The organism is Xanthomonas nasturtii (assembly GCF_023337365.3).
Lineage (GTDB): Bacteria > Pseudomonadota > Gammaproteobacteria > Xanthomonadales > Xanthomonadaceae > Xanthomonas > Xanthomonas nasturtii.
In genome coordinates this window covers 139,595-160,377 of sequence record NZ_CP142084.2, presented here as the reverse complement: position 1 = coordinate 160,377, position 20,783 = coordinate 139,595, and the positions used below count along the sequence as shown (strand labels likewise).

Here is a 20,783-nt window from a genome sequence, read left to right as displayed (position 1 = left end):
CAGGCAACGGCGCGCGAACGCACCATCACGGTGGACGCCACGCGGCACATGCCGCTCCATGCCGCTGCAAGCGCTCGCTGCCAACGCGCCGGCCCTCCGCCAGCTCGGACCGATGCGAGCAGCAGCGACGCATGCTGCGCCGCCGCCTGCTGCACTGATGCCCGCCCGCTCAACGCCTGGTCGACCCTGCCTACCGTGACTGCACTCATGCGCAACTCCGCAACGTTCTTGACCCATGCAGTCAAGCATCCCCACTGCGAATTTCATGTGTCGGTCGAATTGACGAAAATCAAACAAGCGCGGCTGTGGACCCCGGACACTGACGCACGCGAATCCACCAGCTTGCGTCGCAACCTGGTGCCGGAAGACAAGTGACTGGATACGATGGCGCAGTGGCCGTAGCCGCAAAGGCCAAGTGGGTCGCCTGAAGCTACATATAAGCGACAGTATGAGTAGAACTACGTTGCTGTAGAGCGACCACTGCAGTGGCCGCTTCAATGCGTTTGCGCCACGATCACTAAGCGCTCGCAGAGCGACGCGCTGCCGCGCGGTCGCGGCAGCGCGCTCACACGGGTCAATCCGTGCCGTACTTCGGATTATACGGGCCGTACAACAGCCCACAAGGATGCCCTGTCGAAAGCAGACGCTGGCTTGCTACATTGCCAATCTCATGGCTCCGATCAGTCACCTGATTGATCACTTGGTTCACCGCTGCCGTGACCAGCATTCCAATCAAGCCACCACCACTGTTCTGATTTTCGCCACTCGATGCCTGTGCCTGACCCTGCCACAGAGTCGTTCCGCTACGCAGGTCAACCAACTTCGCTTTGGCAGACACGATCACCACGCTATTGATCACCTGATACACCGAGCCGTACTTGTCGACGGTGATATACAGCGCCGCATCTGCGCCGAAGATTTCACGCAATTTCTCGGGAGCGACATTCTGCGCGTCATCGGCCACGGTAATGCCGTTCTGCTTGAACGTCTCGTATACCGGTGCCACCGGCATCACATAGTAGCCGGCCTCAGCGAGCGGTAACGTGGTCACCGACAGCACACTCAAGCTCGCATCTACGTCAGGCGCATTGCTCACCGGAGGCAGCACGAGAATCGAGCGTGGTTTGCTTGCCTTGTACGCAGTGTAATCGCGCGCATGGCCACGCGCACTGTGGTCGAAGACGTATTGCAGCCGGGCGCGGGCCCTGAAGCAGTGATCCATGCAGGTGGCGCAATGCGCATTGGCACCGACGCCTTGCGTAACGAATACGCCCGCATCGCCGCCGGCGGAGACCTGGGCATCAGCGGGCTCACCCGCAATGCCGATGTCACCAACCTCGCCTACACGTTGTTCCGCACCCACAGCTTCAGCAACGTCACCACGGCCTATAACGGCACCACGCGCAGTTGGAGCAACCCGTCCATCTCCGAGCAGATCGGCCAGGTGGGTGGCGCGATCACCAGTGGCGGCACGCTGAGCATCGATGTCGGCGACCTGAGCAACCTCAATCAGGGGCGCCGCGCGCCCAACGTCCAGAACGGCGCAGCGGTCGCCAACTTCAACCTGCAGGGGCCGCAGACAGCGCCTGGCGGCTCCGGTAACGGCACTGTGCGTGGTCCGGGCAGCGTGTCGGCCAATGCTGCCGATCGCGCACTTGCGGCGGTCACGCAAGCGGCCAGCGGTGGCAGTGCCGGTGCCGTTGGCAACGTGGGCGGCAGCGGGCCGGTCAGCGGCGCGCGCGTGGTCACTGCGGTCGGCGGCTCGCCAGATCGAATTGTCATGGGCACGCCCGATACGCGTGCGCCCACCGGCAGCCTGTTTACGGTGAGACCGTCTGCAGGCAACTATCTGGTCGAAACCGACCCGCAGTTCACCGACTACCGCAGCTGGTTGGGCTCGGACTATCTGCTCAACCAGATGGGCTACTCCGCAGATAGCCTGCAAGAACGCCTGGGCGATGGCTATTACGAGCAGAAGCTGGTGCGCGAGCAGATCGGCCAACTCACCGGCCGGCGTTTTCTGGAAGGCTACAAGAGCGACGAAGCCCAATACCAGGCGTTGCTGGATGTCGGTGCCACCATCGGCAAAGCATGGAATCTGCGCCCCGGCGTAGCGCTGACCGACGCGCAGATGGCCCAGCTCACCAGCGACATCGTCTGGCTGGTGGAGCAGACCGTCACCCTGCCCGATGGCAGCACCACCACCGCGCTCGTGCCGCAGGTGTACCTGCGATTGCGCCCCGGCGATCTGGAAACCGGCGGTGCCTTGCTGGCCGGTGCCAACGTCGACGTCACCCTGGCCGGTGGCTTGAAGAACACCGGCACCATTGCCGGCCGTCAGCTGGTATCCATCGATGCCGGCCGCATCGAGCACCTGGGCGGCAGCATCAGCGGCGACCAAGTGGGGCTGCGCTCTGCCAGCGACATCCGCATTGCAGGTGCCACCGTCACCGCCGTGGATGCGCTGAGCGTGCAGGCGGTCGGCGATGTCACGGTGGCTTCCACCGTGGAGACGCTCGAAGGCGGCGGCTTCCACCAGTACAGCACCACCCAGCTCGAGCGCGTGGCTGGCCTGTATGTCACCGGCACCAACGGCAACGGCGTGTTGTCGGTGGTGGCTGGCCGCGACGTCAACCTGCAGGCGGCGCAGATTCGCAACGCCGGCACTGATGGCGTCACCCAGCTGGTGGCAGGCAATAACCTCAACGTCGGCACGCAGACGCTCTCGCGCAGCACCGATACCACCGCCAACGACCGCAACTTCCAGCGCAGCAGCGAGACTACCCAGGCCGGCACGACCATCCAGGGCGCAGGCGACGTGGTGCTGGCAGCGGGCAACGATCTGAATCTAACGGCCGCGCAAGTGGGCGCGGGCAAGGCCATAGCCTTGCAGGCCGGGCGCGACATCAACAGCACAGCGGCGGTAGACAGCAGCGCCACCGACCGCAGCACCGTCACCAAGAGCAATTCGCTGGCCAGCTCGAGCTACGACGAGACCCTGCGCGGCACCCAGCTCGGCGCAGGCGACAACATCGTGATGCAGGCAGGCCGCGACCTCATCCTGGCCTCCACCGCAGTCGCCAGCCAGACCTGTGGCATCGCACTTGCTGCAGGCAACGACATAAAGTTGCTGAGCACGCAGGAGCAGCATGATGCAGTGGTCGATAAGGAGACGCGCAAGAAGAGCGCGCTGTCCGGCAAGACCGTCACCACCCACGACGAAAGCCACGACAGCCTGGCCATCACCAGTTCGCTCAGTGGCGAGCAGATTTCGATTGCAGCCGGCAGCGATCTGCTCTCGCAAGGTACCCAGATCGTCGGCACCGGCGACGTGGTGCTGCCCGCAGGTAATAACCTGACACTTGAGACGGCGCAGAGCACGCATAACGAGTCGCACGACAAGAAAACGGTCAAGACCGGCCTGTTCGGTAGTGGCGGCATCGGCTTCACCATCGGCAAGCAGACCGTCAAGACCGAGGCCGATATCGCCGATCTCAGTCCCACCGGCACCACGGTCGGCAGCCTAGAGGGCAACGTCACCCTGGTCGCCGGCAATAAACTGGCCATCACCGGGAGCGACGTGATGGCCTTGCAGGGCGATATCACCGCCAAGGCCAAGGACATCGCAATCACCGAGGTGCATGACACCTCGAGCAGCGAGCGGCGTACCGAGTTCAAGCAAGGCGGTTTGTCGGTCACCTTGAGCGCGGCCGCGCTCAACCTGGCCCAGGCAGCGGTCAACAGTGGCGAGGCCGGCAAGAAGGCCGAAGGCGACACGCGCATGCAGGCCCTGGCCGGTGCGTCAGCCGCTTACAGCGCCTACGGTGCAGGCCAGGTCGCCAGCAGTCTCATGAACGCCGACACCGCCAAGGGCGCAGCGCAAGCGGCCAATGTCAGCGTCGCAGTCACCGTGGGCGGCAGCCAGAGCGAGAGCGAGCAACGCAGCTCCACCTCCAAGGGCTCCACCTTGCAGGCCGGCAACAACGTCAACCTGATCGCCACCGGTGGTGGCCAAGACAGCAACATCCTGGTACGCGGCAGCGACATCAAGGCCGGCAATAACCTGCTGCTGGCGGCCGACAACAACATCACCCTGGAAGCGGCGCAGGACACCTTCGAGCAACACAGCACCAGCAAGAGCAAGAGTGCGGCGGTCGGTGTCGCCATCATCTACGGTGCAGACGGCCTCGCTGCCGGCATTACTGCAAGCGCCAGCGGCTCGCGTGGCAAGGCCGATGGCATGGATGTCACCCAGCGCAACAGCCACCTGTCGGCAGGCAATACCGCCACCATCATCAGCGGCAACGACACCAACCTGAAGGGTGCGGTGCTCTCGGCCAACACGGTGCTGGCCGACATCGGCGGCGACCTCAACATCGAGAGCCTGCAAGACACCAGCACCTATGCCAGCAAGGACAAGGCGGTGGGTGGCAGCGTGACCTTCGGGGTCGGCTTCAGTGCCAGCGCCAGCTACAGCAGTAATAAGGTCAACGGCGACTTTGCCAGCGTCACCGAGCAAAGCGGCATCCAGGCCGGCGACGGCGGCTTCAACCTCCGCGTGGGTGGCAACACCGGCCTGTGGCAGGAACGGGACCAGGTTCTGAGGTATCCCCACATTTCTTCCTGCAAGATCAAGCACTTGGTGTGCCAGGATGTGGAAGAAAGTGCGCGCATGGGGCACGCTTCAAGGTGACTAAGCCAAAGAAGAGTACCGACCATGCGCGCCAGCGAAGTATTGCAGAAATGCTTGTCTAACTCACTCTCCGGGATGCATGCATTACGCCAACGCAGCTTGCTGCGCGCGGTTGAAGCGCTAGTGCATGGAGGCCGGCTGACGTTGATCGACATCGCACGCGCGTGGCCAGGCGCGACGCGGGTACGTGCGCCCCTCAAGGCATGCGACCGCCTGCTGTGCAATCGCGCGTTGTACGCCGAGCGATCCGCCATCGAGCGGGACATGGCGCATTGGCTGTTGCGCGGCACGCAGCCGGTGATCATCATCGATTGGAGCGATCTGAAGCCGGACAAATCGTGGTGCCTGCTGCGTGCGGCCGTCCCGATCGGTGGGCGCACGCTCACCTTGCTGGACATGGTGGTTCCGGGAAAGCAACAAGGCTCTCCTGGCGCGGAGAAGCGTTTCTTGCAGCAACTGCGCGCATTGATTCCAGACGATGTGCGTCCGATCCTGGTCACTGATGCCGGCTTCCGCACGCCATGGTTTCGTGCGGTGTCGGCGATGGGCTGGGATTGGGTCGGGCGACTGCGCGGACACACGCAGGTCAAGCCGCAAGCCGTGCCCGATGATGTAACGCAATGGATCGATAGCCGGAACCTGCATGCATTGGCTTCCAACCGTGCAAACGAATTACCACCGATGCAGATCAATCGCAGCGATCCACTCAATTGCCGCCTGGTGCTCTATGCCAAAGCACGAAAAGGGCGTCAGCACCGCAACCGGCGCTCACCTGCCAACGTCTCGCGTGCATCATCGAGCCTGAAAGCAGCAGCGCGTGAGCGCGAGCCGTGGTTGATCGTTGCATCACCGCAGTTGCACGCACCCAGCGCAACGCAGCTGGTCAACCTGTACGCACGGCGGATGCAGATCGAGCTGGCATTTCGTGATCTGAAATCGCACCGCTACGGCCAGGCAATGGAAGACAGTTTGACCCGGCCCGGTGAGCGCCTGCAGATCCTGTTGTTACTCCATACGCTGGCCACCTTCGCCAGTTGGCTGGCAGGACTGGGATGCGAAGCCACCGGCATCGCGCAGTGGCTGTCGCCGCGCAACAGCACCCGCAAGCTCCATTCGACACTGCGTGTCGGCCGCGAGGCGTTAGTCAGGCGCTGGCCGATGGAACCGGTCTCACGCTGGCTAGAACGCTTACGCACATTGCCCGACGCAGTGCGTGAGCAGATGACGTTGGTGCTGTAAAACGTGGGGATACCTCAGGACCAGGTTGATCTGACCTCATTCTTAAGGCTGTTTCACTACTGGCCGATGTGTAGGGCCCGTTAATACAGAAAGACAGCTCACAAGGCACATGGCAAACAGGGGCGTAGCGATATTCCCCAAAGTCTCAGAACCAAGTGCTTTTGTGGATCAGTGAACGATCCCCGTCAAGGTGTGTAGCCCCACTGCCCAATGATGGCTTCCAAGGTGGCTTGATTCACCGGGACCACGCCTGGACATGTCATCAGATATGTCCGGCGTGCAGCCGCCGTAGCCGGCGAGTCGAAGTGCGGGTCCCATATCTGTATGGCATGGAAGGCTGCTATAGGTGCTGCACATTCAGCACTCGGTTTACCGAATCCGGACACGGCAGCCATGCAAAGAAAAACCGAGCAAGGATCTGCCGCCTGGGCGCGAGCTGGGGCGCCCAAGCCAATGCATAAAGCCGCAGCTAGTGCAAAGGTGGTGCCAATAGTGCGTGGCTTCATGATCAATACCTCCCTGGTAGCGGTTGAAATGACGTGCTTGTGTCTGGGCGCCTTGCGATGAGCGTGGCCTACTCCAGACAGCCCGGCACCGTTTACGGTGGTGTCGGTGGGTCACCTGATTTCCGTCTTCGCCAGAATGGCGGTGCGCAGGGTACCATGCCCACCGCGTGGGGTGTGAGGATCAGGCCTTGCCGGCTAGCCACCGGGCGAAGGTGGGCAGAGCAGCGTCAGCTTGAATGAATTGGTAGCCGGCAAGTGATGGAGCATAAGGAAGTTCGATCTGGTGGGCTGCGAGAGCTCGCTCAAACTCCCTAACGAGATGCTCAAACTTGGCGCTGAGATACCCTGCTTCGTCGATTGCTTCATGTGAATCTGCAAATATTATTTCCATTACGGATGGCGCTTGAAGAGCGAGCTCTTTCCAATGAGTCGCCATGGAGAAGTGCACCCGGATAGCGTCGACCATGGTGGCGGAGATCAATGCTCCAGTGTTTGATGAGAAAACTTCAACACCTTTTCGACCATGATCTTATCGCCGGCGCTTGAATTAAGCCGCGCCGCGAGACTGCTTCGGCTTGGGCAAGTTGTGATCCATCAGCGGCAACCATGAGCAGGCTCGCGCCGCCGAAATGACTGCCAATGAACACACGATCTATTCAATAGGCGAAGCTGTCTCCGTGCTGCTGAAAGGTAAATAGGTCGCTCGTGTCGAAATGCGCGATGCATACGATCCACGCCCACCTGGCGCCGCGTTCACTTATCGCGATCCCGCGATGCCCTACGGGCTTGCTGCAAAACCCGCATCACATATCACTCACCGCCAGATTGACGACATGCTGTCGAATTGAATGACGGCGATTGCATGCAGACAGATAACGCACACGTACGCGCGTTGGCGCTAACGGTGTTTGCGGCCAATGGCCGCTTGGTGAGCGCGGGCAACGAGCTGGTTGCCCATCTCGGGCTCACCAGTGCGTGGTGGCAGGTGCTGGCCGCGCTGCGGTACGCACCCGCCCCGCTTCCCGCCGCCTCGATCGCACGCACCATGGGCCTCTCCCGGCAGGCGGTGCAGCGCATTGTCGATGTGCTTGCCGAGCAGGGGCTGGTCGAGTTCCAACCGAATCCACATCACCCTCGCGCCAAGCTCGTAGCGCTTACTCGGGCAGGCAGTAAAGCGGTGAATGGCGCCGAGAACGCGGCTGCGCCGGTCGACCAGGCGATTGCCGACAGGATCGGTCTCGAGCGTATCCGCGATGCCATCCGCACGCTCGAGGAGATGAGCACTGTCATCTCCGAGTGGCTGGGCGATGCGTCCAGCGCTTCCAGTTCCACCGCCAAACCGCAGGAGTAACGCAGTCATGATGTTGGTGTCAGGTGCCACGGGTGGTATCGGCGGCGAGCTGTGCAGGCTTTTAAAAGAAGCAGGTACGCCGTTCCGCGCAATGTGCCGCAAGCAGCAGCAGGTGGATGACCTGCAACGCAAGGGCTTCGACGCCGTGCTGGGCGACTTCGACACACCCGGCACGCTGCAACGCGCGATGCAGGGGTGCAGCACGCTTTTTCTTATCACCCCGCCCACACCCGGGCAGGTGGCGCAGGAGACGGCCGCGATTGATGCGGCCAAGCGCGCTGGCATTGGCCGGATCGTGAAAGTCTCAGCATCGGATTGCAACGTGCGCTCACCGGTACCGTGGGCGAAATCCCATGCGCTCATCGACCACCACCTGCGTGCGTCCGGCATCGCGTGGACCATCCTCAAGCCCACCGCGTACATGCAGAACTTTCTGTGGGTCAAGGATCCGATTGCCAAGGGCGTGTTCCCGATGGCGGCCGGCCGCGGCAGCGTGCCCTGGATCGACACACGCGACATCGCGCGCGTGGCCGCGACGGTACTGACCGAAGAAGGCCACGCAGGCGCAACCTATTTCCTCACCGGGCCGGAGACACTCGACATGCAGGCGGCAACCGCGCGCCTGTCGCAGGGCATTGGCCGCAAGGTGCGTTATCTCAACCTGCCCACACCGGTGTTCCGCGTGCTGAGGCGCGCAACGGGCAACTCGCCCTGGATGGCCAAGGGCCTTACGGTGCAGTTCGCAGACGTGGTGGCAGGCCATCACGATATCGACCCCACCTTCGAGATCGAGCGGCTCACCGGAATGCCACCACATACATTCGATGACTTTATTCGCGACCACAGGCAGTCGTTTGTGGGTTAGTTGTTAGGAGACCGCTGGGAACGAGCCAGGTGACTATCGCGCTTCGAAAAGCTGGATGTCATGTTCCTCGGATTCTTGAGCTTCATCCCTGTCGTTGATGGATTTCGGATGTTTTAGAAGGCGCTAGCAACCGGTGTGTCGTGCGACAAACGCATCGCAAATCACGCTCACCTTGATTGAGCTATCTGATCAATTTCACACCGTTCGATGCGGCTGCACTAATGCTTGATCACGTTGCTGCTCTTGCTGCTGCTGTGGTTGTTGCTGCCGCTGCGCCTCGCTCAATGTCTGCAGCTGGGCCAATGATTGCTCCACTGGCTGCGAAATGGCATCCATGGTCTTCATATACGCCATCTTATGTGCGGGATCATTCAGTGCCCCCTCCACTACAAAAACGTTCTCGCCTTGGCGGACAGAGGCGGTCTGCTCACTCAATGCAATGTGATCTATTCTTGATAGCCCATTCTCCTTTGCGAGATAGGCACTACTCGCAGCGAGGCGAGCGCTATTCTCGTCGTAGTCGCGACCAAGCCCTTTCTCGAGATCGCGGACCGCAGTTTCCGCTTGAGACAAGAGAGGGTCCACCTTACTTAAGTCGCTTGCTGGCATCTGATGTCGTTCAATTGACTCCGCTAAACCCGGCAGACTATGGCCCTCCGGATCGCGCTGCTCCGAAATAAAGCGCTGCTCGAAAGTCTGCTTCGGCATTGGATGCTGCAACTCACTATTCAACTTACTATCGGGGAACGGAGCCTTGATGCTCTTGATGTCTTCGACGTTAGAAAGTGGCTTCAACTGCCCTTCGAAATCCTTGTCCGTCATGATAAATACGTTCCGCCGATGCAAGCCGGCCTCGTTTAATGCACTCCAGGTAAAATCAATGCAACTATTTTGTTTCCACTCATACTGCATGTCAAAACCGTGGCCGGCAGCATCTCTGCCGAAGGCCTGCAATTTCTCATACTGCCCCTTGCTGATCTCCAGCGTCCTAGAATAGTAAGAACCTGTTCACGATCTTCGCAGATCAGTGCAGACTATGCGGATGCGCCAAAAGACCTATCCGAGTGACATGAGCCGGGAGCAGTTCGCACACGTGCTGCCGATCCTGGAACAAGCGCGCAAGCGCACCAAGCCACGCCGTGTGGATTTATATGAGGTGTGGTGCGCAGTGTTGTACGTGCTGCGAACCGGTTGCCAATGGCGAGCGCTACCCAGCGACTTTCCGAAGTGGCGGACCGTGCACTCGTACTTTGCCAAGTGGAGCGAGTGCGACGATGAGGGGGTGAGCCTGCTGGAGCGGGCGCTCAAAAAATCAGGTTGGCGTGGCCCGCGTGAGACAGGGGCGCAACGCTTGCACCAGGTTCTTGATCGTGGACGCGCAGAGCGTCAAGAACACGGACACAGCTGGGCAAAAGGGGTATGACGCAGGCAAGAAGGTGTCGGGCATCAAACGGCATATCGCTGTTGATAGTCAGGGGTTGCCCCACGCAATCGCGGTGACGACGGCGGAGGTGACCGACCGCAAAGGTGCGCTGCAGGCGTTGGAGCGCTGTCAGTCAAACCTGACGCTTGTACAAAGCTTACTGTGCGACGGCGGTTACACCGGAGTACCGTTTGCCAGCGGCGCGCGAGAGATTTTAGGCGAGCAGCTCACGGTGCAGATTGCCAAGCGCAGCGAACTGCACACCTTCAAGGTCATGCCCAAGCGATGGATTGTCGAGCGTAGTTTTGCTTGGCTGGAGAAGAACCGAAGGCTATGGAAGAACTGCGAGCGCAAACTCAACACCAGCCTGCAGTTCATCCATTTGGCCTTCTTGGCACTGTTACTCAGAAGATTGTGAACAGGTTCTAAGGGTCTTTGTAGTCTGCAGCATCGGTTGTTGATACGCCTCCAGGCCCACTTGACTGGCCATTCGCTATCGGAGCGAACCCGTAGCTATTGTTATTTTGCCCATCTGAGATGGAGTAGTAGACGTGTCCCGCTGCGGATGTGCCGCCGCCTGCTAATGGCGTGCCGGGCGCGGCTACATAGACAGTGACCGTGTAGTGCGTTTCTGGTGAATTCATTCCTTTGCTCCTCTCACTTCTTCTTTGCGCGATACGCAACCAAGAGCTTCGCCTTGGCGTCAATCAACAACTGACGCTCATTGCCCAGCGCAAGGCCAAGGACATAGTGGCCTGATGGCAACGCATCTGCGCTTGCAAAAGATAGTTCAGTGTAAGCAACCCCCTGAGCGACCAAGCCTGCTTCCAACAAGGACTCTCGGTCTGCATCGGCGGCTTCCAGGCCGGGGACGGTACCGTCCGCAGGGATAGTGAGCCACTCCACCTCATTACGACTCACCCACCGGCTGCGCTTAAGTTCAACCTCTACGGTACGGCCTTGCTCGATTTGATAGAGCTGAACCTTTGCAGGAATCTTTGCTTTTCTAAGCGCATCGGCAGCCTCAGCCACGGAGGTTGGATCGCGCCCCTCGAGACGAACCCCAATGAAGACGGAGCGAGGTGACCCACCAACTGTTGCCGGCACGTTAAAATCAAGTCGGATTTCGCCATCGTGGAGGGCTTCCAACGAGCGAGCCAACGGTACAGCCGTTCGGCTATCACTATTCCGGTCCGGCTGTGGCGCATTGGTCTGTTGTGGCTGCCGATGACAGCCTACCGCTGTATACATTGCTACTAATAGCAGCAATACGCGTACAACTTTATGCGAGCGTGACATGCCTTGTGCCTGAAGAGATTGTTTCGATCACAGCATAGGCTATTTCAACGCGTGCGCTATGGAGCAGTGACGCCAGCAAGAACATGTCAATCGCTCCGTCTCATCACATTGTGTGAAGTTGCACATTCAGTTCACCAGTGGCGCCCCCCTCCAGAATGCAAGCCGTGTCGCGTCATCGCTATTCAAAGTCACCATAGGACATGATTGAGTGCGGCCTCAGGGATTTCGCTTAGAAGCGTCACACGCTTGCTCCACCCGCTGCTCAAGCATCTCGCGCACGGCATTGGCAGCATCGAAGATGGCTTGCCCGAGCGTGGGCAGCGTCTGCGCCTACAGGCACTCCGGTTTGCTCATGGCGATGATGTCGCCATGACGACGTCCCCCCATCCTGAGTAGCGGCCGGGTCTAGAGTCCGGGGTTGATGATATCGGTGTTGGCCAGCTGTTGGGCATACGCGGACGGGGTCATGCCGCCAATTGCTTTCTTGGGTCGCTCCTGGTTGTATTCGCGTCGCCAGCGCTCGATCTCGGTGCGTGCGTGCAGCAGTGTCGGGAACCAGTGCTCGTTGAGGCATTCATCGCGCAACCGGCCGTTGAACGATTCGACATAGGCGTTGTAGAGCCTGTTAACACTAATGATCTGAGCGGTTAAACTATTGCGCATGGAAATCACACCCGCACAATTTTCTCTCATCGAACAGTGTCTGCCGAGGCAGCGCGGCAATGTCGGCATGACCAACCTGCAAGTAGTCAATGCCATCCTTTATGTTGCCGAGCATGGCTGCAAATGGCGCGGCCTGCCCAAGCGCTTTGGCAATTGGCACACGGTGTACACACGCATGAACCGTTGGGCCAAGGCAGGTGTGCTGGACCGGATGTTCGCTGAACTGCAGAAGTCCCACATCGTGCGCATCAAAATCGAGGCGGTCTCGCTGGACTCTACCAGCATCAAGGTGCATCCGGATGGGACTGGTGCGTTAAAAAAAACGGCCCACAATCCATCGGTAAATCGCGCGGCGGATGGAATACCAAGATTCATATGGTTGCCGCAGATGCTCGAACAGCGATCACGTTCGGATTGACGCCTGGCAACGCCCATGACGCACCTGCGGGCCGCACGTTGCTTGAACACCTTGGGCCTGTGGAGCGACCGATTCATTTGTTGATGGATCGTGCTTACGAAGGCAATGAGACGCGCCAACTAGTCCACTGAATCATTGAAATCGGATGCATGATCCCCAGTTAGTGTGTCATGCAAAGAACGAAGCTGACGATCCAACAGCGTGCTGAATTGGAGGCGGTGATGCGCAAGCGTCACGGCAACGCCGCTTTGGTGCGCCGCGCGCGGTGTGTTGTGCTTTGGAGCGATGGAGAACGTCGAGTCCACATACGCACTAAGCTTGCCTGCAACGACGCATTCGTCTCGAAGTGGACGGCGGCGTTTGAGGCGCAAGGACTGGCCGGGCTGGTGTCGGTGCATCCTGGGCGTGCGCCGAAGATACCGACGGCCAAGCTGGAAGCGCGTGTGCTCAACCGCACGCTCAAGCACAAGCCCAAAGACGGTTCGACGCACTGGAGCAGTCGCAAGCTGGCTGCCGAGCTGGGCAATGTGTCGTTCTCGGCCGTCCAGCGCATTTGGCGCAAACACGGCGTGCGTCCGCATCGGTTGGACACCCACATGGTCTCCAACGACCCGGAGTTTGAGACCAAGGCCGCAGACGTGATCGGCCTGTACCTGGACCCGCCTGCGCACGCGGTGGTCTTCTGCGTGGACGAAAAGACCGCGATCCAGGCGCTGGACCGCAAGGACCGGATGCTTGCATTGGCACCCGGACGCGCGCAAAGCCACGGATTCGAATACAAGCGTAATGGCACACTGAGCCTGTTCGCCGCGCTCAATACGGGCACTGGCGAAGTGCTGGGCAAAACGGCAGCTCGTCACACCAGCGAGCAGTTCGTGACCTTCCTCGAAGAGGTTGTCGCCAGTCAGTCCAACGGCCGGGACATCCATGTCATCTGCGATAACGTCAGCAGCCACAAGACGCCGCTCGTGCATGCGTTCCTGGCCGAGTACCCCCGCGTTCATATGCACTACACCCCCACCTACTCGTCATGGCTGAACCAGGTCGAGAACTGGTTCGCCCGCATCCAGCGTGATGTCATCACACGCGGGGTTTTCTCCTCAGTCAAAGACCTCGATAAGAAGCTCATGCGCTACATCCGCCAGTACAACAAAAACCCAAAACCGCTGAAATGGACCTTCGCTGATCCAACTCGACGCATCACATCCGATTCCTCGGATTCAGTGCACTAGCGCTTGATCTTGGCTACGTCCCGGTGGTTCCGCCAAAAGCCAATCGGGTCGAGCCCTGGGAGTACGACCGAGAAATGTACAAGCGGCGCAACGAAGTGGAGAGGCTGTTTCGTCGCTTGAAGGGCTACCGCCGGATTTTCTCGCGCTTCGAAAAGCTGGATGTCATGTTCCTCGGATTCTTAAGCTTCATCCTTGTCGTTGATGGACTTCGGATGTGTTAACAGGCCCTAGACCAATGGCAGATGCAGCCCGTGTCGTCATCGCACTTGAATCGTTCGATTCGTGGCATGCGCCGTGGGCATTTATCGCAGCGGTACGCGCGGCTCCACACCTGGACGCGGATGATCGCGCCCTGTTGGAACAGGTATGGGCGGCTGCGTGTGACGCAGACCACTGGATGTCGGCTTGCACGCCGGATGCGGGCGTTGCGGCCGCTGAAAGCGCCTTAGCAAACGGTTTTACCGGGTTGTCACCGTTGGCCTGCCGACAACTTGCCAGGGCTGCGTCGTACGAGTGGCGCTAGCCGTTCCGTCGCCGCGCGTCTGGCCGCCGCGGAATTACCGCGTCAATTACCACTGCCGCACTCAAGCGCGTGCCACTGCTGAATAGACGCCTCACCGAAACGGCTCACGCTACGGGTGCGTCACTCGGCGTGCAGCAACCGCCGCAGCTGCGCCTTGAGCTGGCGGCCGTGTTCGTGGAAGTAGCTGCGCTCGTCGCGCCAGGTGGGGAAGCGCTGTTCCACTTCGGCCCAAAAAGCGGCCGAGTGGTTGGCCTGCAGCAGGTGGCAGAGCTCGTGCACCAGCACGTATTCGAAGGCGGAGGAGCGGCCGAGTACCAGTGCCAGGTCAAGCGCCATCGAGCCATCCGGGGCGAGCGAGCCCCACTGCGAGGACATCACCTTCAAACGCAGCCGTGCCGGTGCGCGCGGCAGGCCGGGCAGGTAGGTGGGCAACCAGCGGCCGACATCGGCGCGGGCCTGCGCTTCATAGAATTCCTTCAGGGTACGGCGTAAACCGACATCGCCCAGGCGGGTGGGCACATAAAACTGCGCGCCGTCGTCGGTGATATCGATGCGTGCGTAGCGCCCTTCGTGCCAGTTCAACGGCAGCAGTGCACCGCGCAACGGCAGCAGCCCCGGCACGCCGCGTACGAGCGCAGGAAAGGCATCGACCTGTTGATAGCGGGACAACTGCGTGCTCAGCCACTCCAGGTGCGCATGCAGAAAGCGTTCGCCAGAAATCAGGCTTGCGCGCAGCGGCAAGGTCAACCGCGCGCCGCGTTCGTCGACGCTGAGTTTGATGCGTCGCGCACGCGGGTCGCGCACGCGCAGGACGTCGATGTCGCGGCCTTCCAGTTGCACGCGCACGCAGTCGCGTTCGACAACCTGCGAGGGCGGCGCAATCAGGCGGCGGACGGGCTTGAACATGCGCAAAGGATAGCGCTGCGATGTGTCAGGTGGTGAGACGGCGCATGTGATGCATTCGATGTTGGCGCGACTTAGAGCGACTCACCAAACGGCCACGCCCACTGGCAGATGGGCGCAGCCGAATTGGGTGGATCTGCGGCCTGGCTGCGTGGCACTGCCTTCCACCGCACGACACCCCGCGAGTACATCCTTCACGAAGGCAGCCGACGAACGTCCCGGTGCGGTGTCCTCGCCGATTGCGGGAGCGTTGGCGGCACGGATGCAGTCAACGAGCCGTCATGGACGGGTTTTACGGCGTGTCCCGCGAGCGGTAAGGGCCGCGCACTCGACGTCTTTGCGTTTGCTGCGAGGCCCTTGCCGATTGCGGGACCGTTGGCGGCGTGGATGCTGCCATCGAGCCGCCATGGACGGTTCACGGTGTGTCCCGTAACTGATGAAGGCATCTCGCCCTCGACTCACCGCTTTTAACTCGCGTATTCAATCCCGGATGACAATGCCGCCACAGGTCGAAACCTGGTTACTCCGCCTTGCTGAGCTTCAGCGCGGTTTCCAGCAACAGGAACAGCCGGCGGATTTCGGCGCTCATCAGCGTAAAGCGTGCGTCGAGTTCGGCGCGGGCGCCGTCGTCTTCGCTGTGTTCGAGCTGGTCCAGGGCGCCGTCGAGGAACTTGAGCTTGCGGATCACCAGGTCGTCCCCGAGCACGAAGGAGAGGTTGTCGTCCAGCACCAGCGCCAGCTTGGTGACCTGCTTGCCGGCTTCCAGGTGCTTGTCGATCTCGTCGCCGCGCAGTTCCTGGTGCTGGCACTTGACCACCGCGCCGCCTTCGATGGGGTCCTTCATCTCGCACTCTTCGCCCAGGCTCAGGCCTTCGGGCAAGGGCTCGCCGGCGATCCAGCCGGTGAGGATGGCGCGCGGGGCGACTTCGGCATTGAGCGGCAGCGCCGGGAAGCTGCCGAGCGCGCCGCGGATCTCGCTCATCACGTTCTCGCCGCTCTTGCGGCTGGAGCTGTTGACCGCGATGTAACCGTGCTGCAGATCCAGGATGGCGTCGGTGCACGAACTCTTGACGAAGGCGCGCGGCAGCAGCTCATGAATCAGGTCATCCTTGAGGCGCTTGCGGGCCTTGCCACCGGGGCGGCGGCCCTCTTTTTCTTCGATCTCGGCGACCTTGCGCTCGAGCAGATCGTTGACCACCGCGCCGGGCAGGATCTTGTCCTCGCCACCGACGGTGAGCCACAGGAAATCTTCCAGGCGGTGCGAGAGCACGTCCTGCTCGTCGCGGCCGAACGGCGAAATGAAACCGCGCGAGCTCATTTCCAGCGGGCCGACCGGCTTGAGCTGCACGGGCGGCAACAAGGTGTCGATCTGCGAAAAATCCAGGGTGGTGGGAAAGCGGAACAGGGTGAGATTGCGAAAGAACATGCGTTGGACCGAATGAAGAAAAACGTGGAGGGTGGAAGACTGCCGGCAGCCGGATCGGCCGCGTCAGTCGCTGTCGTGTGTGGCGTCGCCGGCGGCCAGCCATGCGGTGGAATCGGGATCAGGAACGGCCGGCGCATCGCCGCTGCGGCCCAGCGCCAGGAAATCGAACAGCGTGCGGTCGGCCAGCTGCTCGGGGCGCACATCGCCCAGGGCGCGCGCAATCTGCTCCACGCGCCCGGGCTGTTCGCGATCCCACTGCTGCAGCATGCGGCCGACCTGCTGGCGCTGCAGGTTTTCCTGGCTGCCGCACAGGTTGCACGGAATGATCGGGAACTGCCGTGCCTGCGCATAGGCGGCAATGTCGGCTTCGCGCACGTAGGCCAGCGGGCGGATCACCACATGCGCACCGTCGTCGCTGCGCAGCGCGGGCGCCATCGCCGCCAGCCGCGCATGGTGAAACAGGTTCATGAAAAACGTGGCCACGATGTCGTCGCGGTGATGGCCCAGCGCGATCTTGGTCACGCCATGCTTCTGTGCATAGGCATACAGCGCGCCACGCCGCAGCCGCGAGCACAGCGAACACATGGTCTTGCCGGCCGGAATCACCCGGCTGACCACCGAATAGGTGTCCTGCTCGACGATGTCGAACGGCACGCCCAGCCCGCGCAGGTAGGCCGGCAGTACATGGGCGGGAAAGTCCGGCTGCTTCTGGTCCAGATTGACCGCCACCAGGCTGAACGGCACCGGCGCCTTGCGCTGCAATTGCAGCAGCATGTCCAGCAGGGTGTAGCTGTCCTTGCCGCCGGACAGGCAGACCATGATCTTGTCGCCGCGGGCGATCATGCCGAAATCCGCAATCGCCTGGCCCACCTGGCGCTGCAGGCGTTTGCCCAGGCGCAGCTGCTCACGCTGCAGCCGCTGGCGCGGGTCGCGCGGCGCAGGGTCGGCCAGGGGTTGTGGCAGCGGCAGGACAGCGGTCATAAGCCGGCCATTGTAGCTGCCGGGGCTGGCGGGCGACCGGGTTGGCCGCGCATGGGGCAGCGGGCCGGCGGCGGCCTTCTGACTGCGTTTGCCTAGATGCGGAATGGCGCACTCGCCGCTGCGACGGCGCTGGCCGATGCAGACCTGTTTTTTGCGGGCGTTCTCCGGTGGTCGGTGCAGCGCAATCACTTGCCCTGGCTGGCGCACCCGCTGGCAACATCATGGCCTGCGTACGCGGCCGATACCTGCACGGCGCGTCGGCCGCACGCCATGCTTGCGATGGTTGCGCGCCGGCTAACGCCTGCGCGGCCGGTGCCGCAGCACAGTCCGCATCTCGCAGCGCAGCAAGCCTTTCGGCGGCGGGCTGGGTACAGTCGGCAGGTCGCTTCACCTGGGATCGGCATGGCATGTTCGGCTTCGCTACGGTGCGCGGCTTTTTTCAGTCGCAGTTGTGGTAGCGCTAACATTTTTTGGCGTGATGCAGATGGCAATCGCGTGGACGCATCGGCAACACGCGCTGGCGCACCCGGCGCGTGGCGATGGCCCACACGCGGCTGCGCTGATGCCGATGTCCCGGTGTGACGCTTATCGCTTCTTCCCTCCCCTGCTGCAGGAGTTCACCCCATGAGCAACACCGTTTACATCGGCGCCAAGGAATATTTCCCCGGCATCGGCAAGATCGGCTTCGAAGGCCGCGACTCCGACAACCCGCTCGCGTTCAAGGTCTACGACGCCAACAAGCAGATCGGCGACAAGACCATGGCCGAGCATCTGCGCTTTGCCGTGGCTTATTGGCACAGCTTCTGCGGTAACGGTGCCGATCCGTTCGGCCCGGGCACGCGCGCGTATCCGTGGGATATCGGCAACAGCGCGCTCGATCGTGCCGAAGCCAAGGCCGATGCCGCGTTCGAATTCTTCACCAAGCTCGGCGTGCCGTATTACTGCTTCCACGATATCGATCTGGCACCGGATGCCGATGACATCGGCGAGTACGAAAAGAATCTCAAGCACATGGTGGGCATCGCCAAGCAGCGCCAGGCCGACACCGGCGTCAAGCTGCTGTGGGGCACGGCCAACCTGTTCTCGCACCCGCGCTACATGAATGGTGCGTCCACCAACCCGGACTTCAACGTGGTAGCGCGTGCTGCCGTACAGGTCAAGGCCGCGATCGATGCCACCGTTGAATTGGGCGGCGAAAACTACGTGTTCTGGGGTGGCCGCGAAGGCTATGCGTGTTTGCACAACACCCAGATGAAGCGCGAGCAGGACAACATGGCGCGCTTCCTCACCCTGGCACGCGACTACGGCCGCGCGATCGGCTTCACCGGCAACTTCCTGATCGAGCCCAAGCCCATGGAGCCGATGAAGCACCAGTACGACTTCGACAGCGCCACAGTGATCGGTTTCCTGCGTCAGCATGGCCTGGACCAGGATTTCAAACTCAATATCGAAGCCAACCACGCCACGCTGTCCGGTCATAGCTTCGAGCACGACCTGCAGGTCGCCTCCGATGCCGGCCTGCTGGGCAGCATCGATGCCAACCGCGGCAATCCGCAGAACGGCTGGGACACCGACCAGTTCCCGACCGACCTGTACGACACCGTCGGCGCGATGCTGGTGGTGCTGCGCCAGGGCGGGCTGGCACCGGGCGGGTTGAATTTCGATGCCAAGGTGCGGCGCGAATCGTCCGACCCGCAGGATCTGTTCCTGGCGCATATCGGTGGCATGGACGCGTTCGCACGCGGGCTGGAGGTGGCCAACGCATTGCTGACGTCTTCGCCGTTGGAGCAGTGGCGCGCCGAGCGTTACGCCAGCTTCGACAACGGCGCCGGTGCAGACTTTGCCAACGGCACCAGCACGCTGGTGGATGTGGCCAAGCACGCCGCCGGCAATGCGCCCAAGCAACTCAGCGGCCGCCAGGAAGCCTACGAAAACCTGATCAATCAGTATCTGATGCGTTGATCGTTGCCACACGCGCTCTCGTCACGAGGCGCGTGTGCAATGCATGCCTGCATTGCGGCGGCGCACTGCAACGGCGCGACCAACTGCAACGGCTGCCAAGGTGGCGCGGTCATCGGAAGGGGAGTGCGCTGACGAGAGCGATGCATGCGCACCACAGACAGAGGTTTGGCAATTGACCGCGTCTTCCCTGTAGCGATGCAGTGGCGAGGTAGACGAATTTACTCGGCCGTATCGACGGGTGTCGGTGCGGCCACCGAATCCCGCTTGACCAGCAGGTGCGCGACCACATGATCGACCATCTTCGCCGTGCGCTCCTTGGCGCGAATCGTCTTCAACAGGATGTCCAGCGCGGCGTCGGCCATGGCGGCGATGGGCTGCTGCACAGTGGTGAGTTCGGGCCACACCGCAGTGGCGGCAGAGGTGTCGTCGAACCCAACCACCGACAGATCGCGCGGCACATCCAGCCCGCGCCGGTGCGCGACCGAGATGGCCGCTGCGGCCATGTCGTCGTTACTGGCGAAGATGGCGCTGGGGCGGCGTTTGCGCGCCAGCAATTTTTCGGCGGCAACCAGGCCGGATTTGTAGGTGTAATCGCCCGGCTGCACCAGATGCCGATCCAGGCGCAGACCGGCGTCGGCCAAGGCCGCCTGAAACCCTTCGAAGCGTCGCGTGCTGGCCGACAGATTCGGATGCCCGGCGATATAGCCGATGCGCGTATGCCCCTGTTCGATCAGGTGTTCGGTGATCTCCTTGGCGGCAGCGAATTCGTCGATGCGCACGCAGGCCACGTCCGGGCTGAAATGGTTGGAAGCCACTGCCACCACCGGCACCTTGGCGCGTACCAGCTCCAAAACCGCGGCCCTGGATTCGCACAACGGCGGCGGCAGGATCACGCCGGCAACGCCTTTGGCGAGCTTGCGTGCCGCCTTGCGTTCGGCTTCGGCATCCAGGTCGTCCCAGCAGTCGATCACCAGCTGGATCGACGTGCGCGAGGCAACCCGCAACACGCCCAGCAGCAACTCGCGCAAATACGCGCCACTGGGGTCGCTGTAGATCAACGCAATCCGCGTGCTCTGCGCGGCCGCCAATGCGCTGGCGGCAAGGTTGGGCGTGTAACCGAGTTTGTCGACCGCGCGCATGACCCGTTCGCGGGTGGCATCGCGCACGCTGCCGGTGTTGTTGACCACGCGCGAGACCGTCATCGGCGACACTTTCGCCAGCGCCGCCACCTCGTCGATGGTGGTCGCGCGACTGGTGCGGCGGACCGATTTCCTGACCTTCTCCAAGCGTGGCCTCTTC

16 protein-coding genes and 3 pseudogenes are annotated in these 20,783 nt (G+C 61.7%); 10 read left to right on the top strand and 9 right to left on the bottom strand.

Annotation, left to right across the window (positions count from 1 at the left end; all coding sequences use genetic code 11):
• Positions 1-207: 207 nt before the first annotated feature.
• Positions 208-375, top strand: a complete 168-nt coding sequence (locus M3O59_RS00665) for a hypothetical protein (protein WP_330462258.1) — start codon at positions 208-210, stop codon at positions 373-375.
• Positions 376-574: 199 nt separating this feature from the next.
• Here the strand turns inward: M3O59_RS00665 and M3O59_RS00660 are convergent, their stop codons facing one another.
• Positions 575-1,222: a DUF799 domain-containing protein gene (locus tag M3O59_RS00660; protein WP_064634110.1), complete on the bottom strand. Its 648-nt coding sequence runs from the start codon at positions 1,220-1,222 to the stop codon at positions 575-577.
• A gap of 12 nt (positions 1,223-1,234) precedes the next feature.
• Between M3O59_RS00660 and M3O59_RS00655 the strand changes: the two genes are divergently transcribed.
• On the top strand, positions 1,235-4,693 hold the full coding sequence (locus M3O59_RS00655) for a hemagglutinin repeat-containing protein (RefSeq protein ID WP_249047117.1): 3,459 nt from the start codon (positions 1,235-1,237) through the stop codon (positions 4,691-4,693).
• Positions 4,694-4,717: 24 nt separating this feature from the next.
• On the top strand, positions 4,718-5,932 hold the full coding sequence (locus M3O59_RS00650) for an IS4 family transposase (protein ID WP_330462256.1): 1,215 nt from the start codon (positions 4,718-4,720) through the stop codon (positions 5,930-5,932).
• Between the two features lie 687 nt (positions 5,933-6,619).
• On the opposite strand, the gene M3O59_RS00645 is transcribed toward M3O59_RS00650, so the two are convergent.
• Positions 6,620-6,919, bottom strand: a complete 300-nt coding sequence (locus tag M3O59_RS00645) for a hypothetical protein (protein ID WP_116907025.1) — start codon at positions 6,917-6,919, stop codon at positions 6,620-6,622.
• A 381-nt stretch (positions 6,920-7,300) separates the two neighbouring features.
• Between M3O59_RS00645 and M3O59_RS00640 the strand changes: the two genes are divergently transcribed.
• Positions 7,301-7,789, top strand: a complete 489-nt coding sequence (locus M3O59_RS00640) for a MarR family winged helix-turn-helix transcriptional regulator (RefSeq protein ID WP_116907029.1) — start codon at positions 7,301-7,303, stop codon at positions 7,787-7,789.
• Between the two features lie 7 nt (positions 7,790-7,796).
• Positions 7,797-8,654 carry an SDR family oxidoreductase gene (locus M3O59_RS00635; RefSeq protein WP_116907026.1) on the top strand — a complete coding sequence of 286 codons (858 nt, stop codon included), beginning with the start codon at positions 7,797-7,799 and terminating at the stop codon, positions 8,652-8,654.
• A 195-nt stretch (positions 8,655-8,849) separates the two neighbouring features.
• On the opposite strand, the gene M3O59_RS00630 is transcribed toward M3O59_RS00635, so the two are convergent.
• Complete coding sequence (locus M3O59_RS00630; RefSeq protein WP_116907027.1) at positions 8,850-9,638, bottom strand: XVIPCD domain-containing protein; 789 nt, start codon at positions 9,636-9,638, stop codon at positions 8,850-8,852.
• Between the two features lie 58 nt (positions 9,639-9,696).
• Here M3O59_RS00630 and M3O59_RS00625 point away from each other — a divergent pair.
• A protein-coding gene (locus M3O59_RS00625) for an IS5 family transposase (protein WP_373419007.1) occupies positions 9,697-10,495 on the top strand; the annotation gives its coding sequence in 2 pieces (ribosomal slippage) (positions 9,697-9,968 and positions 9,967-10,495; 801 coding nt in all).
• A 239-nt stretch (positions 10,496-10,734) separates the two neighbouring features.
• Here the strand turns inward: M3O59_RS00625 and M3O59_RS00620 are convergent.
• Both M3O59_RS00620 and M3O59_RS00615 read right to left on the bottom strand, forming a co-directional pair.
• On the bottom strand, positions 10,735-11,226 hold the full coding sequence (locus M3O59_RS00620; RefSeq protein WP_147308623.1) for a hypothetical protein: 492 nt from the start codon (positions 11,224-11,226) through the stop codon (positions 10,735-10,737).
• A 555-nt stretch (positions 11,227-11,781) separates the two neighbouring features.
• Positions 11,782-11,991 (bottom strand): annotated as a pseudogene (locus M3O59_RS00615) (integrase core domain-containing protein); the annotation flags it as partial.
• Positions 11,992-12,037: 46 nt separating this feature from the next.
• Between M3O59_RS00615 and M3O59_RS00610 the strand changes: the two are divergent.
• From M3O59_RS00610 to M3O59_RS00600, 3 genes and pseudogenes are all read left to right on the top strand, one after another.
• Positions 12,038-12,582: pseudogene (locus tag M3O59_RS00610) on the top strand (IS5 family transposase); the annotation flags it as partial.
• Positions 12,583-12,627: 45 nt separating this feature from the next.
• Complete coding sequence (locus M3O59_RS00605) at positions 12,628-13,689, top strand: IS630 family transposase (protein WP_330462187.1); 1,062 nt, start codon at positions 12,628-12,630, stop codon at positions 13,687-13,689.
• A pseudogene (locus tag M3O59_RS00600) lies at positions 13,686-13,910 on the top strand (IS5-like element ISCARN85 family transposase); the annotation flags it as partial. The gene M3O59_RS00605 and the pseudogene M3O59_RS00600, both read left to right, overlap by 4 nt.
• Positions 13,911-14,332: 422 nt before the next feature.
• On the opposite strand, the gene M3O59_RS00595 reads toward M3O59_RS00600, so the two are convergent.
• The 3 genes from M3O59_RS00595 to ttcA form a co-directional block, all read right to left on the bottom strand.
• Positions 14,333-15,118: a YgjP family zinc-dependent metalloprotease gene (locus M3O59_RS00595; protein ID WP_147308578.1), complete on the bottom strand. Its 786-nt coding sequence runs from the start codon at positions 15,116-15,118 to the stop codon at positions 14,333-14,335.
• A gap of 517 nt (positions 15,119-15,635) precedes the next feature.
• Entirely contained in the window at positions 15,636-16,541 is a 906-nt protein-coding gene (locus M3O59_RS00590; RefSeq protein WP_116906792.1) for a recombination-associated protein RdgC, read from the bottom strand.
• A gap of 63 nt (positions 16,542-16,604) precedes the next feature.
• Positions 16,605-17,522 (bottom strand): tRNA 2-thiocytidine(32) synthetase TtcA, encoded by a 918-nt coding sequence (gene ttcA, locus M3O59_RS00585; protein ID WP_116906799.1) that lies wholly within the window; start codon positions 17,520-17,522, stop codon positions 16,605-16,607.
• A gap of 624 nt (positions 17,523-18,146) precedes the next feature.
• On the opposite strand from ttcA, the gene xylA reads away from it, so the two are divergent.
• Positions 18,147-19,484 carry a xylose isomerase gene (xylA, locus tag M3O59_RS00580; RefSeq protein WP_116906793.1) on the top strand — a complete coding sequence of 446 codons (1,338 nt, stop codon included), beginning with the start codon at positions 18,147-18,149 and terminating at the stop codon, positions 19,482-19,484.
• Between the two features lie 218 nt (positions 19,485-19,702).
• Here the strand turns inward: xylA and M3O59_RS00575 are convergent, their stop codons facing one another.
• Positions 19,703-20,770 carry a LacI family DNA-binding transcriptional regulator gene (locus M3O59_RS00575; protein ID WP_064631152.1) on the bottom strand — a complete coding sequence of 356 codons (1,068 nt, stop codon included), beginning with the start codon at positions 20,768-20,770 and terminating at the stop codon, positions 19,703-19,705.
• Positions 20,771-20,783: the final 13 nt, after the last annotated feature.

Bases quoted from the DNA above. Each gene is read 5' to 3' on its own strand.
- M3O59_RS00665 (WP_330462258.1), top strand. From the start codon at position 208: ATGCGCAACTCCGCAACGTTCTTGACCCATGCAGTCAAGCATCCCCAC.
- M3O59_RS00660 (WP_064634110.1), bottom strand. From the start codon at position 1,222: ATGGATCACTGCTTCAGGGCCCGCGCCCGGCTGCAATACGTCTTCGAC.
- M3O59_RS00655 (WP_249047117.1), top strand. From the start codon at position 1,235: ATGCGCATTGGCACCGACGCCTTGCGTAACGAATACGCCCGCATCGCC.
- M3O59_RS00650 (WP_330462256.1), top strand. From the start codon at position 4,718: ATGCGCGCCAGCGAAGTATTGCAGAAATGCTTGTCTAACTCACTCTCC.
- M3O59_RS00640 (WP_116907029.1), top strand. From the start codon at position 7,301: ATGCAGACAGATAACGCACACGTACGCGCGTTGGCGCTAACGGTGTTT.
- M3O59_RS00635 (WP_116907026.1), top strand. From the start codon at position 7,797: ATGATGTTGGTGTCAGGTGCCACGGGTGGTATCGGCGGCGAGCTGTGC.
- M3O59_RS00605 (WP_330462187.1), top strand. From the start codon at position 12,628: ATGCAAAGAACGAAGCTGACGATCCAACAGCGTGCTGAATTGGAGGCG.
- M3O59_RS00595 (WP_147308578.1), bottom strand. From the start codon at position 15,118: ATGTTCAAGCCCGTCCGCCGCCTGATTGCGCCGCCCTCGCAGGTTGTC.
- M3O59_RS00590 (WP_116906792.1), bottom strand. From the start codon at position 16,541: ATGTTCTTTCGCAATCTCACCCTGTTCCGCTTTCCCACCACCCTGGAT.
- ttcA (WP_116906799.1), bottom strand. From the start codon at position 17,522: ATGACCGCTGTCCTGCCGCTGCCACAACCCCTGGCCGACCCTGCGCCG.
- xylA (WP_116906793.1), top strand. From the start codon at position 18,147: ATGAGCAACACCGTTTACATCGGCGCCAAGGAATATTTCCCCGGCATC.